This is a genomic window from Albidovulum sp. (genome assembly GCF_049646345.1).
Taxonomy (GTDB): domain Bacteria; phylum Pseudomonadota; class Alphaproteobacteria; order Rhodobacterales; family Rhodobacteraceae; genus Albidovulum.
In genome coordinates this window covers 1-14,552 of the sequence record NZ_JBARVQ010000513.1, presented here as the reverse complement: position 1 = coordinate 14,552, position 14,552 = coordinate 1, and the positions used below count along the sequence as shown (strand labels likewise).

The 14,552-nt window shown below is 63.5% G+C and carries 14 protein-coding genes; 7 read left to right on the top strand and 7 right to left on the bottom strand.

What is annotated here, in order from left to right; genetic code table 11:
• A partial coding sequence (locus WBB85_RS13115; RefSeq protein ID WP_432639052.1) for a YifB family Mg chelatase-like AAA ATPase occupies nt 1-1,470 on the top strand: 1,470 nt, incomplete at its 5' end.
• Between the two features lie 58 nt (nt 1,471-1,528).
• On the opposite strand, the gene gshB is transcribed toward WBB85_RS13115, so the two are convergent.
• From gshB to rsmI, 3 genes are all read right to left on the bottom strand, one after another.
• The gene (gshB, locus tag WBB85_RS13110; protein WP_432639051.1) at nt 1,529-2,470 is read right to left on the bottom strand and encodes a glutathione synthase; all 942 of its coding nucleotides are present in this window, start codon (nt 2,468-2,470) and stop codon (nt 1,529-1,531) included.
• Between the two features lie 67 nt (nt 2,471-2,537).
• Entirely contained in the window at nt 2,538-2,858 is a 321-nt protein-coding gene (locus tag WBB85_RS13105) for a YraN family protein (protein ID WP_432639050.1), read from the bottom strand.
• A gap of 29 nt (nt 2,859-2,887) precedes the next feature.
• Nucleotides 2,888-3,748 (bottom strand): 16S rRNA (cytidine(1402)-2'-O)-methyltransferase, encoded by an 861-nt coding sequence (rsmI, locus tag WBB85_RS13100; protein ID WP_432639049.1) that lies wholly within the window; start codon nt 3,746-3,748, stop codon nt 2,888-2,890.
• A gap of 95 nt (nt 3,749-3,843) precedes the next feature.
• Between rsmI and WBB85_RS13095 the strand changes: the two genes are divergently transcribed.
• Genes WBB85_RS13095 through murJ form a run of 3 tightly spaced genes read left to right on the top strand, consistent with a single transcriptional unit; the run spans nt 3,844 to nt 9,333 of the window.
• Nucleotides 3,844-5,016 carry a penicillin-binding protein activator gene (locus tag WBB85_RS13095; protein ID WP_432639048.1) on the top strand — a complete coding sequence of 391 codons (1,173 nt, stop codon included), beginning with the start codon at nt 3,844-3,846 and terminating at the stop codon, nt 5,014-5,016.
• On the top strand, nt 5,000-7,792 hold the full coding sequence (locus WBB85_RS13090) for a [protein-PII] uridylyltransferase (protein ID WP_432639047.1): 2,793 nt from the start codon (nt 5,000-5,002) through the stop codon (nt 7,790-7,792). The genes WBB85_RS13095 and WBB85_RS13090 overlap by 17 nt, the downstream gene beginning before the upstream one ends.
• Nucleotides 7,789-9,333: a murein biosynthesis integral membrane protein MurJ gene (murJ, locus tag WBB85_RS13085; RefSeq protein ID WP_432639046.1), complete on the top strand. Its 1,545-nt coding sequence runs from the start codon at nt 7,789-7,791 to the stop codon at nt 9,331-9,333. Before WBB85_RS13090 ends, murJ begins: the two co-directional genes overlap by 4 nt.
• Here the strand turns inward: murJ and WBB85_RS13080 are convergent.
• Nucleotides 9,324-10,010, bottom strand: a complete 687-nt coding sequence (locus tag WBB85_RS13080) for a rhomboid family intramembrane serine protease (RefSeq protein WP_432639045.1) — start codon at nt 10,008-10,010, stop codon at nt 9,324-9,326. The two genes, murJ and WBB85_RS13080, sit on opposite strands and share 10 nt — an antisense overlap.
• A gap of 83 nt (nt 10,011-10,093) precedes the next feature.
• Between WBB85_RS13080 and trpS the strand changes: the two genes are divergently transcribed.
• Nucleotides 10,094-11,131 carry a tryptophan--tRNA ligase gene (gene trpS / locus WBB85_RS13075; protein WP_432639044.1) on the top strand — a complete coding sequence of 346 codons (1,038 nt, stop codon included), beginning with the start codon at nt 10,094-10,096 and terminating at the stop codon, nt 11,129-11,131.
• 256 nt (nt 11,132-11,387) lie between these two features.
• Complete coding sequence (locus tag WBB85_RS13070; protein ID WP_432639043.1) at nt 11,388-11,873, top strand: VOC family protein; 486 nt, start codon at nt 11,388-11,390, stop codon at nt 11,871-11,873.
• 165 nt (nt 11,874-12,038) lie between these two features.
• On the opposite strand, the gene WBB85_RS13065 is transcribed toward WBB85_RS13070, so the two are convergent.
• Nucleotides 12,039-12,317 carry an acylphosphatase gene (locus WBB85_RS13065; protein ID WP_432639042.1) on the bottom strand — a complete coding sequence of 93 codons (279 nt, stop codon included), beginning with the start codon at nt 12,315-12,317 and terminating at the stop codon, nt 12,039-12,041.
• A gap of 89 nt (nt 12,318-12,406) precedes the next feature.
• Here WBB85_RS13065 and WBB85_RS13060 point away from each other — a divergent pair, with 89 nt between their 5' ends.
• Complete coding sequence (locus WBB85_RS13060; RefSeq protein ID WP_432639041.1) at nt 12,407-13,414, top strand: 2-hydroxyacid dehydrogenase; 1,008 nt, start codon at nt 12,407-12,409, stop codon at nt 13,412-13,414.
• 2 nt (nt 13,415-13,416) lie between these two features.
• Here the strand turns inward: WBB85_RS13060 and WBB85_RS13055 are convergent, their stop codons facing one another.
• Together WBB85_RS13055 and WBB85_RS13050 are read right to left on the bottom strand one after the other, a co-directional pair.
• A complete protein-coding gene (locus WBB85_RS13055) occupies nt 13,417-14,049 on the bottom strand; it encodes a TetR/AcrR family transcriptional regulator (protein WP_432639040.1) in 633 nt (210 codons plus the stop codon).
• A gap of 296 nt (nt 14,050-14,345) precedes the next feature.
• Nucleotides 14,346-14,552: hypothetical protein (locus tag WBB85_RS13050; protein WP_432639039.1), on the bottom strand; the 207-nt coding region annotated here is incomplete at its 5' end.

Sequence of the window (14,552 nt, the reverse complement as noted above, 5' to 3'; positions counted from 1 at the left end):
CGCATCGTTGAAGTGCAATGTTCGGTCTCGGCCGGGATGCCCGCCTTCGCCGTCGTCGGCCTGCCCGACAAGGCGGTCAGCGAGGCGCGCGACCGGGTGCGGGCGGCACTGACCGCTATGTCGATCGCTCTGCCCTCGAAACGGATCACGGTGAATCTGTCGCCTGCGGACCTGCCCAAGGAAGGCTCGCATTTCGACCTGCCTATCGCATTGGCGCTCTTGGCCGCCATCGATATCCTGCCGCGCGAAGAGGTCGAGGCGACGGTGGCGCTCGGGGAGTTGTCGCTCGACGGTCGGCTCGTGCCGGTGATCGGTGCGCTGCCCGCTGCGATGGCGGCGGCTGAGGAGGAACGAATTCTCCTCTGCCCCAAGGCCTGCGGGCCCGAGGCCGCCTGGGTCGGCGCGACGTCCGTGATCGCGGCCGGGACACTGGCGGATGTTCTGCGTCACTATACTGGTCAGTCGCCGATCACGCCTGCTTCGCCGGGCGAGGTGAGCCGCGATGAATCCTTCCGCGATCTCAGCGATGTGAAAGGGCAGGAACGCGCCAAGCGGGCGCTGGAGATCGCGGCGGCGGGGCGGCATCATCTGTTGATGGTCGGCACGCCCGGTTCTGGCAAATCGATGCTGGCCGCAAGGATGCCCGGCATCCTGCCGCCGCTCTCGGCTGTTGAGGCGCTGGAAACCTCGATGATCCATTCGCTGTCCGGGCTTCTCGATGAAGGCGGGATCAGTCGCATACGGCCCTTCCGCGAGCCGCATCATACGGCGAGTATGGCCGCCATCGTCGGCGGTGGGCGTGGGGCAAAGCCGGGTGAGATCAGCCTGGCGCATAACGGTGTCCTCTTTCTCGACGAGTTTCCCGAGTTCCCCAGGGCGGTGCTTGAAACCTTGCGCCAGCCGATAGAGACGGGTGAGGTCGTGGTGGCCCGCGCCAATGCCCATATCCGCTATCCCTGTCGGTTCCTTCTGGTCGCGGCCGCAAACCCCTGCAAATGCGGCTATCTGACCGACCCCGCCCGCTCCTGCGCCCGGGTGCCACAATGCGGTGAGGATTATCTGGGGCGTATCTCGGGGCCCCTGATGGACCGGATCGACCTGCGGGTTGAGGTGCCGCCCGTGGCCTATACTGATCTCGATCTGCCGGATGGTGGTGAAGCCTCGGCTGCTGTCGCCGACCGTGTCGCCGCCGCACGCGACCGGCAAACGGCCAGATTTGCCGACCGCCCCGATATCCGTGTCAACGCCGACGCCGAAGGCCGGTTGCTGGAAGAGGTGGCAAGCCCCGATGCCGAGGGGCGCGATCTGCTGGCCAAGGTGGCCGAACGCTTCGGTCTGTCGGCGCGCGGCTATCACCGCATCCTGCGGGTTGCGCGCACCATCGCCGATCTCGACAGTTCAGACGGGGTGCGCAAACCGCATGTTGCAGAAGCCGTCAGTTACCGGCTGAGTGTCCAGACCCAACGATAGCAGCGCACGGGTACAATTTTTCTCCGAAAAATTGGCGAATTTTCGGAGAAAATTCGTGTCACGCCCGTTTTGCCTCGATCGCCTCCCAGATTTTCGCCGCAGCATTGGTGCCGTCAAAGCGCTCAAGTTCCTGAATGCCGGTGGGCGAGGTCACGTTGATCTCGGTCAGCCACTCGCCAATCACATCGATGCCGACGAAGATCTGGCCCTTTTCGCGCAGGATCGGTCCGATCGCCGCGCAGATTTCCTTGTCACGTTCTGTCAGACCGATCTTCTCGGGTCGCCCGCCGACATGCATGTTCGACCGGGTTTCACCCTCTGCAGGCACACGGTTGATCGCACCGACCGGCTCTCCGTCGACAAGGATGATCCGCTTGTCGCCCTTCGCCACTGCGGGCACGTATTTCTGCGCGATCAGCGGCTCGCGGTTGATGCCCATGAACAATTCGTGCAGCGAAGCGAGGTTGCGGTCATTCGGATCCAGCCGGAAAACCCCCGCGCCGCCATTGCCGTAAAGTGGCTTCAGGATGATGTCGCCATGTTCAGTCTTGAACGCGCGGATCGTTTCCAGGTCGCGCGCGATCAGCGTTGGCGGAGTCAGATGCGGGAAGCTCAGGACCAGCAGCTTCTCGGGATAGTTCCGCACCCAGAAAGGGTCGTTCACCACCAGCGTCTTCGGGTGGATCATATCGAGAAGATGCGTCGTGGTGATATAACCCATGTCAAAGGGCGGATCCTGACGCAGCCAGACCACATCCATCGTGCCGAGATCGACCTCGGTTTCCTCCCCCAGCGTGACATGATTGCCCTTCTCGCGCCGGACCTCGATGGGCCAGCCGCGTGCCAGCACGCGCCCCTCACGGTAGCTGAGCCGCCCCGGCGGGTAATAAAACAGCTCATGCCCCCGTGCCTGCGCCTCAAGCGCGATGCGGAAGGTCGAATCGGCGTCGATATTGACGCTTTCGATCGGGTCCATCTGGAATGCGACTTTCAGGGACATGCGCCGGGCCTTTCTGCTTCAACCGTTGCGATTGATGGCCGAGCCGGGCGCCGGATGCAATCCGCGATCAGGGGCCCAGAGCATTCCCGACGATCTCGATCCGCCCCTGACCGTCGACCAGAGCCACGTCAAAACGCATCTCGCTGTCCTGCCCACCGGGTTCCGTGGCCACAAATTCCGACGCTGCGGCGAGGATGCGCTGCCGCTGCCGGTCCGACACCCGATCCGCGGCGATGGCATGTGTTTCGGCCCGCTTGACCTCGACGAACACCAACTGTGCGCCATCGCGCAATATCAGGTCAATCTCACCCGCTGCTCCGCGCCAGCGTCGGGCCGCAACGGTCAGCCCCGAACGCAGATAGACGGCTTCGACCTGTTCCTCGGCCACCCGCCCGCCGTGATGGGCAATAGCCCCCGTCAGCCGTTTCCGCCGAGTTTCAGCGCTGTCTGGTAGACCTGCCGCCGGGGCAGGCCCATCGCCTCGGCCACCAGCGCCGCCGCATCCTTCACCGAATGGCATTCCAGCGCCTCCCTCAGCGCGGCCTCGATATCGGCCGGGTCGGCGACCTGCGCCCCCGCCCGGTCGATGACGACCACGACCTCGCCTTTGACCGAGCGCCCGTCGTAGGCCGCGATCAGGTCCGCAATCGTCCCGCGCGTGACCTCTTCGAACTTCTTGGTCAGTTCGCGGCAGATCGCCGCCTGCCGCTCTGCCCCGAAGACTGCGCCAAGGTCGGTTAACAAAGCCTGAAGACGTTTTGGCGATTCGTAGAGGATGAGCGTCGCCGGAATCGTCGCCATGTCCTTCAGCCAGTTCCGCCGCTGCGACCCGGACGACGGCGCAAACCCAGCGAACAGGAACCGGTCCGAGGGCAGGCCCGACACTGTCAGTGCCGCCAGAACCGCCGAAGGGCCGGGGGCCGAGATGACCTGGTGGCCTGCCGCAATCACCGCGCGGCCAAGCTGAAAGCCCGGATCGGCGACCAGAGGCGTCCCCGCCTCGGAGGCATAGGCCACCGATTTCCCCTCGGCCAAAGCCGCCAGAATACGGGGGCGCACCCGCTCTCCGTTATGGTCGTGATAGGCCAGAAGCGGCCGGTCGCCGAGCGCTACGCCATGAATATCCATCAGATGGCGCAGGCTGCGCGTATCCTCGGCCGCAATGACATCGGCGCTGGTCAGAATGTCGAGGGCGCGCAAAGTGATGTCGCGCGCCGCCCCGATCGGCGTGGCGATGAAATACAATCCGGGGCCGAGGGGGTGCCTTTGGCCGCTCATCGCCGTCCTTCCTGCTGATACGTTTACTTCGCGCCTGAGAGGGCTTAGTCTCGCCTGCGTTTCCATTGCCCCGTGCCCGAGCCAAGGATCGTACCATGTTCGCCGTTTTCACCAGCCGCCGCAAGGCGTTGACCCGTGCCGCTTTGCTTGCCGCAAGTCTTACAGTTGCTGCCTGTGTGCCATCCCCTTCCAGCCGCGGGCCCGCGCTTGACCCCGGTGCGCCGGTGCAGGTGGCGCTGATTCTGCCCGGCGGCAGCGGTAATTCGGGCGATGAGGTGCTGGCGCGCAATCTGAAACAGGCGGCCGATCTGGCGATTGCCGATCTTCAGGGCGTACAGGTCGACCTGCGTGTCTACAATGCCGGGTCCGATCCTGCGACCTCGGCTGCGATGGCCCAGAAGGCCGTCGATGAAGGCGCAAAGATCATCCTCGGTCCCGTCTATGCCGAGGCCGCCAATGCCGCTGGTCTTGCGGTGCGCGACTCAGGCGTCAATGTCCTCTCGTTCTCCAACAACACCGACATTGCCGGTGGCAATGTCTTTGTGCTCGGGGCCACCTTTCAGAACACTGCCAACCGGCTGGTGTCCTATGCCGCGCGCAATGGCAAGGGGCGGATCATGGTCGTTTATGACCAGAATCCGTCGGGCGCGCTCGGCAAACGCGCCATCGAAGCCGCTGCTTCACGCTCCGGCGCCACGATAACCGGGGCCGAGACCTATGCCTTCTCGCAGCAGGGTGTGATCGATGCCGCCCCGAAGATCGCCGGTGCCGCCAAGGCGACGGCCTCTGATGCGGTGTTTTTCACTGCCGACACGGCAGGCGCGCTGCCGCTTCTGGCGCAGCTTCTGCCCGAATCCGGTCTTCGGGCAAGCGAAACCCAGTTTATTGGCCTCACCCGCTGGGACATTCCCACGGCTACGCTGGCCATGCCCGGGGTTCAGGGCGGTTGGTTCGCTCTGCCTGATCCGGCGCTTCAGGCCCAATTCCAGTCGCGCTATACCGCTGCCTATGGCGACGTGCCGCATCCGATCGCGGGGCTTGCCTATGACGGGATCGCGGCAATCGGTGCGCTGGCCAAACAGGGCCGTTCGGATGCGTTTTCTGCGGCGTCGCTTACCCAGGGCGCTGGATATGTCGGCGTGAACGGCATTTTCCGCCTGCGTGCTGACGGCACCAATGAACGCGGGCTTGCCATCGCGCAGGTCCGCAACGCGCAGATGGCTGTAATCGAATCCGCCCCGAGAAGCTTCAGTGGCGCCGGGTTCTGAACCGGCCCATCGCGGGCCGACTGTCGCGGTTCCCGCCGAAATCGGCGCACATCCCCTGTTCGACACCGGGAATTTCCAGGATGCTCTGCGTCCGGGTCTTGCCGAGGCTGAGGATACACGCGCCCAGCGCGCCCTGATCGTTCAGGCGCTGACCGATGCGCGGCGCGAGGTTGTTGCAGCCATTGCAGATGACTTTGCCGCGCATCCGCGTGCGGCGCGTGCGACGGTCAATGCCCATGCGGCGCTGACCGATGCCATGGTGCAGGTGGTCTTCACTCTGGTGAGCGAGGTTCTGCACCCCCGTGCCAACCCGACCGAGGGAGAGCATCTGGCGGTGATGGCGGTTGGCGGGTATGGCCGGGCCGAGATGGCGCCGCAATCCGACATCGACCTGTTGTTCCTCACCCCCTACAAGATGACCGCCTGGGCCGAGAGCGTGATTGAATCCATGCTCTACATCCTTTGGGACCTGCGGCTGAAGGTTGGTCACGCCAGCCGCACCGTGAGGGATTGCCTGCGGCTTGGGCGTGAGGACTACACGATCCGCACCGCCCTGCTGGAGCGCCGCTTCATCTGCGGTCATCACGACCTGGCCATCAAGCTGCGCGACAAGCTGAGGAACGAGCTGTTCAAGGGCACCAGCACAGAGTTCATCGAGGCCAAGCTGGCCGAACGGGCCGAGCGCCACAAGCGGCAGGGTGGCCAGCGTTACGTGCTGGAGCCGAACGTCAAGGAGGGTAAGGGCGGCCTGCGCGATCTGCAGACGCTCTACTGGATTGGCAAGTACATCCATGCGGTGCGGCAGGCGGCTGAACTGGTCGATCAGGGGCTTCTGACGCGCGAGGAATACCAGACCTTCGCGGCGGCCGAGGATTTCCTCTGGGCGGTGCGCTGCCATCTGCACCTGATCGCCAAACGCGCGCAGGATCAGCTGACCTTCGACCTTCAGGTCGAAGTGGCGGCCCGCATGGGCTACAGCGACGTGGGTGGGCGCCGCGCGGTCGAGCATTTCATGCAGGACTATTTCCGCCACGCGACCCATGTCGGCGAGCTGACCCGCGTCTTCCTGACCGCGCTGGAGGAACGCCACGTCAAGAAAGAGGCGATGCTCGCGGGCCTTCTGCGCCGCAGCCGCCGCAAGACCCGCGAAGGCTTTCGCGTTGATCGGGGGCGGGTCAATGTCGTCGATCAGAAAGCGTTTCTGAAAGACAAGCTGAACCTTCTCAGGCTCTTTGAGGAAGGACTGCGCACCGGCAAGCTGATCCATCCCGAAGCGATGCGGCTGGTGACGGCGCATCTCGACATGATCGACGACGGCATGCGCGAGGACCGCGAGGCGGCGCGGATATTCCTTGATCTTCTCCTGAAGCACGGCAATCCCGAACGCGCTTTGCGCCGGATGAATGAACTGGGCGTGCTGTCCGCCTTCATCCCGGAATTTGAACCCATCGTCGCGATGATGCAGTTCAACGTCTATCACAGCTACACGGTGGACGAGCATACGATCCAGACTATCTCGACCCTTGCCCAGATCGAACGCAAGGAGTTGATCGAGGAACTGCCCCTCTCGTCTTCTATTCTTGAAGAGGGGGTGAACCGGCGTGTGCTTTATGTCGCCCTTCTTCTGCACGATATCGGCAAGGGCCGGCCCGAGGATCATTCGATCCTCGGCGCCCAGATAGCCCGCAAGGTGGCCCCCCGTCTGGGGCTGAATGCCGAGGAATGCGAAACCGTGGAATGGCTGGTGCGCTATCACCTCTTCATGTCCGATATGGCGCAGAAACGCGATATCGCGGACCCGCGCACGGTCAGGGATTTCGCCAAGGTGGTGAAGACGCGCAAGCGGCTCGACCTTTTGACAGTGTTGACGGTCTGCGACATCCGCGGCGTCGGCCCCAATACCTGGAACAACTGGAAGGCCATGCTGCTGCGCAGGCTTTACGCCGAAACCACCGATGCGCTGGAAGCGGGGCTGGAAACCGTCAACCGCGACAAGCGGCTGAATGAGGCCAAACGCGGCCTGCGGGAACGGCTGACCGGCTGGGAAGCGAAGGATATCCGCAAGGAAACCGCGCGCCACTACGGCCCCTATTGGCAGGGCCTCTCGACCGACACCCATGGGGTCTTTGCCAAGCTCTTGCGCGACATCCCCGACGACGCGATCCGCATCGATATCAAGCCCGACCCGGATCATGACGCGACACGCGCCTGTTTCGCGCTCGCCGATCATCCTGGCATCTTCTCGCGTCTTGCAGGTGCGCTGGCCCTGGTCGGTGCCAATGTGGTCGACGCGCGCACCTATACGTCGAAGGACGGTTATGCGACGGCAGTCTTCTGGGTGCAGGATGCTGAAGGGCATCCCTATGAGGCCGCCCGCCTGCCACGTCTGCGCGCGATGATCGAGAAAACCCTGAAGGGCGAAGTCGTGGCGCGCGACGCGCTGAAGGATCGCGACAAGATCAAGAAACGCGAGCGTCAGTTCCAGTTTCCGACCCATGTCACCTTCGACAATGAAGGGTCCGAGATCTACACGATCGTCGAGGTCGATACCCGCGACAGGCCCGGCCTTTTATACGACCTGACCCGAACGCTTGCGGCCAATAACATCTATATCGCCAGCGCCGTGATCGCGACCTATGGGGCGCAGGTGGTCGATACTTTCTACGTGAAAGACATGTTCGGCTTGAAACTGCAGACCAAATCAAAGCAGGAAAGCCTGGAGAGGAAACTGCGCCAGGCGATCACCGAAGGCGCGGAGCGGGCAAGAAGCGAATGAAACCGATCCGTCTGATCCGGGGCTTCCTCACGGTCGGGGCCTGGACCTTGCTCAGCCGTATCGCGGGGTTCATCCGTGATGTGCTGATCGCGGCCTATCTTGGCACCGGGCCGGTGGCCGAGGCGTTCCTTGTCGCGTTCACCCTGCCGAACATGTTCCGCCGCTTCTTTGCCGAAGGCGCGTTTAACACCGCCTTCGTGCCCTTGTTTTCCAAGAAGCTGGAGGCGGGTGAGGATCCGAAGGGCTTCGCCGAGGATGCCTTTTCCGGCCTCGCCTTCGTCGTTTTGCTGGTCTCGCTCGTCGCGATGGTGGCGATGCCGTGGCTGGTGCTGGCGATGGCGGGCGGCTTTGCGGGCGACGAACGGCTGCCTCTGGCGGTCGAATACGGCCGCATCTGTTTTCCCTATATCCTCTTCATCTCGCTGACGGCCCTTCTTTCGGGTCTTCTGAATGCGGGCGGCAGGTTCATCGCGGCGGCGGGCGCGCCGGTTCTTCTCAACATCATCTTCATCGGGGCGATGCTGACCGCTGACTGGGCGGGCTGGGATATGGGTCTGACCATGGCCTGGGCGACACCTGTCACGGGGCTTGCGCAACTGGCGCTCGTCTGGATCGCGGCGGCGCGGATGGGCTTTCCCCTACGGCTGAAGCGGCCCCGGATGACGCCCGACCTGAAGCGGCTTCTGATCATTGCCGGACCGGCAGTGATGGCGGGCGGCGTGGTGCAGATCAACCTGCTCGTCGGCCGTCAGGTCGGCAGTTTCTTTGACGGCGCGATTGCCTGGCTGTCCTACGCCGACCGGCTTTATCAGCTTCCGCTCGGTGTCGTGGGCATCGCCATCGGTATCGTGCTTTTGCCCGACCTCTCGCGCCGCCTGAAGGCCGAAGATACGTTCGGCAGCCGCTACGCCATGTCGCGCGCGACCGAGTTCGCCTTGTTCCTGACCGTGCCTGCAGGCATCGCGCTGATGGTGATCCCGGTGCCGCTGATCTCGGTCCTCTATGAACGCGGGGCGTTCGATGCGACTGATACCGCGCCGACGGCGCTGGCGCTGGCGGTCTACGGCGCGGGGCTCCCGGCCTTTGTGCTGCAAAAGGTGCTGCAACCGCTCTACTTCGCACGGGAAGATACCGCGACGCCCTTCCGCTTCGCGCTCTGGTCGATGGTGGTGAATGCGGGGCTGGCCATTGGGCTTGCCCCCTTCCTCGGCTTCATCGCCGCAGCACTTGGTACAACGCTTGCCGGTTGGGCGATGACCTTTCAACTCTGGTGGGGCACCCGGAACATGGGCGAGGCCGCGCGCGCTGATGACCGTCTGCGCACCCGTCTGCCTCGCACCATCGCGGCGTCCCTTGTGATGGGCGCTGCCCTGTGGGGGCTGGAATACGCGCTGGCCGATCAGCTCAGCACGCATGGCCACCGCTACTGGGCGCTCGCACTTCTGGTTCTGGCCGGAATGGCGGTCTATGGGCTTGCCGCCTATGTGCTCGGTGCCTTCCGGGTCTCGGATTTCCGCTCGGGCCTTACCCGTCAGCGCTGACGGATCACCCGCATCAGATGGGCCACCCCGCCCGGTGCGACGATGAACGACAGCCCGAACCCGGCCGCGAACCCGGCCAGATCGGCGACCCAGTCAGGCTTGCCGCCAAAAAGCGCTCCGAAGACAAGCTGGATGCCCAGAAGGAAGGCGATCAGCGTGAAGGCGCGTGCACGGTTCGCATGCTCTGCCCCGAGCCGCGCCCAGAGGATGAAGGTGAAAGCCCCGATCAGGCCATAGGCCCCGGGATAGGCGCCGAAGAGGAAAGCCGACAGGCCGGGCACGAGCGAATAGACGAGCCCCCCCGCCACACTCGCAGCCAGAAAGACCGCCAGCACCGCCCAGCCGCGAAACACCTCGCCCACGAACTTGCCAAGCGCGAGGATGAAGACCATTGCCATGACCGCATGGGTGAAGCTGCCATGGACCAGCGGATAGGTCAGGAAACGCATTGCGTAGTCGGGGTTGATCTGCCCGGCCTGCAACATCTGCTCCAGCATCTGCGGTTCCAGCGCCCAACGCTGCGCCATCGCATTGCGCCAGCCGATCCCGGCCTGCCCGCCCGCAAGGCCAAGGATGCCGGCATTGATCCAGGCCTCCATCGCGGCCAGAGGCAGCACGATCAGCCAGACCACACGCGGAAGCGGATTGACCGGCCGCTCATCGTATCCCGGACGCATTGCCCCTCCCCATGTTGACGCTGCCCCGCCCCTGCGTTACGCGAACAAGGCTTGAATTTCCAGCCAAACCTATGGGGACAGTCATGACCGACCCGGCGCAGTCCAAATTCACCCCACGTGTATTTTCCGGCATCCAGCCGACGAACCACCTGCAACTGGGCAACTACCTTGGTGCGGTGAAACGGTTTGTGGAGATGCAGAACAGCGGTATCGAGACGGTCTATTGCATCGTCGACCTGCATGCGATCACCGTCTGGCAGGACCCGGCTGACCTTCAGAACGCAACGCGCGAACTCGCCGCCAGCTACATCGCCTCTGGCCTCGATCCCAAGCGCTCGATCCTGTTCAACCAGTCCCAGGTGCCCGGCCATGCGCAGCTTGCCTGGATCTTCAACTGCGTGGCACGGGTCGGCTGGATGAACCGGATGACCCAGTTCAAGGACAAGGCCGGGAAGAACGCAGAGAATGCCTCGCTCGGGCTTTATGCCTATCCTTCGTTGATGGCGGCGGACATCCTCCTTTATCACGCCACCCATGTGCCCGTAGGCGAGGATCAGAAGCAGCATCTGGAACTGACGCGCGACATTGCGACGAAGTTCAACCACGATTTCGGCGTTGATTTCTTTCCGATTACCGAACCGGTGATCGAAGGGGCGGCGACACGGGTCATGTCGCTGCGTGATGGATCGAAGAAGATGTCGAAATCCGATCCTTCGGATGCGAGCCGGATCAACCTGACAGATGACGCCGACACGATCGCGCAGAAGTTCCGCAAGGCACGGACCGATGCCGAGCCTTTGCCCGAGACGCTAGACGGGCTGAAGGACCGGCCCGAGGCAAAGAACCTCGTCAATATCTACGCCGCACTTGCCGACATGTCGCCCGAAGCGGTGGTGGGCGAGTTCGCCGGAAAGGGGTTCGGCACGTTCAAACCGGCGCTTGCCGAGGTTGCCGTGGACAAGCTCGCGCCGATTGCCGGTGAAATGAAACGGCTGATGGCCGATCCGGCCGAGATTGACCGTATCCTTGGCGACGGTGCTGACCGGGCCGACGCCATCGCGCGGCCGATCCTCGATGCGACCTATGACATCGTGGGCATGATCCGGTCGCGCCCGGCCTGAAACGGATCTGGCTGTCACAGTCCTGAATCGAATCGTCCCTACGGTGACGCTGCCTGCCCGTGCGTCCCCCCCAGGACATCCCCAACCCGGCGGGCGGCCGCTGGCCAGCGCCTTCCCCCGCCTGGGCCACGGCACTCTGAAGACCCTCGGGCGATGCGAGGGTCTTCTTTTTTGCACAGGAAGACTACAAAATCTCATCTTATGTGCGGAATGAATCTGACCTACCTTGAGGGCCAGCTTTTCAGTGGAGATGCAGATGACCTATTCCGCACCGCCCGCCGCCCGTGTCGGCCATGTCCACCTCAAGGTCGCGGACCTCGATCGCGCCATCGGCTTCTATTCTGGGTTGCTCGGATTTGAAGTCATGCAGCGTTACGGGGTCGATGCCGCCTTCCTGTCGGCGGGCGGATATCACCACCATATCGGGTTGAACACCTGGCAGTCGAAAGGCGGCACGCCGCCTGCGCCGCACCATACCGGCCTCTTTCACACGGCCTTTCTCTATCCCGACCGGGCCGCGCTCGCGACCGTTTTCAAGCGTCTGGTCGAGGCCAATTATCCGATTGACGGCGCTTCGGATCACGGCGTGAGCGAGGCGATCTATCTCAGGGACCCGGACGGCAACGGTGTCGAGCTTTACCGTGACCGGCCAGAAGCTGACTGGCCGCGGGACAGTAAGGGAGGTATGTCGATGGTCACAGAGCGGCTCGACCTCAAGGCGCTTCTGGCCGAGGCCGCCTGACGGCGCGGCGCGCAGCGCAACGCAAGGCCAGGTCGCGACGCAGCAATGCGCGACATCGGGGCTTTGGGGTTTGCGCCTGTCGATTGCGGCAAGGCAATCGCTTCGACCGGATCAGTAAAGGCGCTTTGAGGCCGGCCCGCGCGGTTTCGCGCCTCTTAATTGCCCTCAGAGTATGATTTCAAATCCTCCGGACAGATCGCCCGGATCTGCATCTTCCACCCAGACATCGGTGACGCGGGCCGCACCGGGACCCTCGCTCATCGCGGCGATCATCGCCTTGACCGCGTCCTCCGGCCCGACGATCAGCGCCAGAATCGACCCGTCGCCGCGGTTCCTGATCCAGCCGCGCAGACCCAGGGCCACGGCTTGCGATCGCGCCCAGACCCGATAAGCCACGCCCTGAACCCGGCCTGTAACCCGCACCGAACGGGCGATATCTTTCATTCCGGCCTCCACTATGGTTCGACCTGTTTGCCCATGGTACCACGACTTTCAGCGCCACTGCTTCAAAGCCTGCGCGTGAGGGAGGAGTCATGAAGATTGTCCGCACGGATAGCGAGCTGGAAACGCCGCTGCTTGACACCGAGCTGGTAAAGCGCGGGGATCTTGTGCTGCTGCCGGACGGTGTCACAGAGGACCGGCTGGCGGCCGAGCTGGCCGATGCCGATCTTCTTTTGATGTGCTACACGCCCGTGACGGAACAGGTGATCGCTTCCGCGACGCGATTGAAGGGCATCGTGAAATACGGGGTCGGTATCGACGCCATCGACATTCCGGCGGCGATCCGGCGCGGCATTCCGGTCGTCAACATCCCCGAATATGCCGAGGAGACCGTGGCCGAGGGGGCCTTTACCCTGATGATCGCACTGGCCAAGAAGCTGGTTCCGCTTGACCGCGAGATGCAGGCAAAGGGTTGGGCCTGGCCGACCGCACGCTGGATGGGTGGGGACATTGCCGGCAAGACAGTGGGCATCGTCGGCCTGGGCAAGATCGGCCGCAGTTTCGCGCGGATGGCGGGGCAGGGCTTTCGGGCAAGGGTGATCTCGTACACGCCGGGAATGAGCACCGATGACATGGCGGCTTTCGGGGTCGAGAAGGTCGATGACCTGCATGAAATGCTGGCGCAGTCCGACTTCGTCTCGCTCCATTGCACGCTGAACGCCACAACCCGCCACATCATCGGCGCCAGTGAACTCGCCGCGATGAAATCCACCGCATTCCTCATCAACTCTTCGCGTGGTGCGCTGGTGGACGAAGCGGCGCTGGTCGCGGCCCTGACCGGGGGCCAGATCGCCGGAGCCGGGCTTGATGTCTTTTCGGCCGAGCCGCTCAGCCTCTCCGGCCATCCGATGAGCCCGCTGTTTACACTGCCGAATGTCCTGATGCTGCCGCATCTGACCTTCTATACGGCCGAGGCGATGGAGCGGCTGGACCGGGAAGTGCTGGACCGCTGCGATGAGGTGCTATCGGGCCGTCCGGTTTTGGTGAAATCCCATGACCCGAGGCTGAGGGCGCAGCCGAAAGGCGTGCGTTTCGTTTGAGATCAGCCCTTCCGCGCCCCGTATCGGGCCAGGAACATTTCCACCGCGCCGTTGGCGACCCGCTCGCGGTCTTCCTTTGTGTAGTCGAGTTTTATGCCAAAGCAGACACAGGGAAAGATATCGGCCTTGCACAATTCGGCAAATTGCGCGGCGGCCAGATGGATGTCCTCGATCACCAGTTCGCCACGCTCCACCGAACCGGTCAGATAGGCGGAAATGCGTTCGTTCAGCAAACCCGGCCCGGTCGCGTAGAATTCCTGCCCGAGTTCGGGGAAACGCTCGGCTTCGGCCACGCAGATGCGGAAGGTTGAGCGGCCAAAGTCAGTCAGAAAGAAATCGACGATCCGACGGGCCGCCACCGGCAGAACGAGTTCGGGCGGGGCGGTCAGCGCAACGAGGGCTTGTGCCTCATCGGCCTGGCGCTGGCATTCGCCCTTGGCGACCTCGACGAACAGCATGCGCTTGTCGGGGAAATAGGCATAGAGCGTAGCCTTCGAGACACCCGCTTCGGCCGCGATGTCATCGACGCTCGCCCCCTCGAAGCCATCCCGCAGAAACACGGTCCGCGCACCTTCCAGCACCTGATCGAACTTGCGGCCACGTTTGATGGTTGCCACAGCAACGTTTGCGTTCATGCGGTTCCTCCCGCCGGGCAGGATAGACCGCCTGTGACGGCGGCGACAAGCGCGGAGGTGAAAAATGCAATATTGCGAGACGATCCTCGTCCGGTTTAGGGACTATTGCGGTCTTTCAATAAATGCACGAATGCCCAAGAAAAGGCGCGCAGGACGCGCGGCACCCGACCACCTCTGAGTGGGTGCCGCCCGGCTCATAGCGGCCGCAAACGATCAGCGCGCTTTCGCGATACGGCCAAAAAAAGAGGCAGGCCGGAGCCCGCCCGAGGAACCCGCCGGGATGAGGCAGGGGAACTTTACTGACTTTTCGGGGTGCAGACCGGTGTGGTTACGCTGTGACAGCCCCGGGTTGCGTCGGCGCCGTCGGTCGGAAACTGAAGGCGCGGCAGGTCGATGGTGCCACTGCTGGCCAGAGCAGGGGCAGCGGTCAACCCGAGGGCAATAGCGGTGAGGGTCATTCGAATCCGTGTCATGGGAGACATCCGTTCTGAACTGTTTCGTTT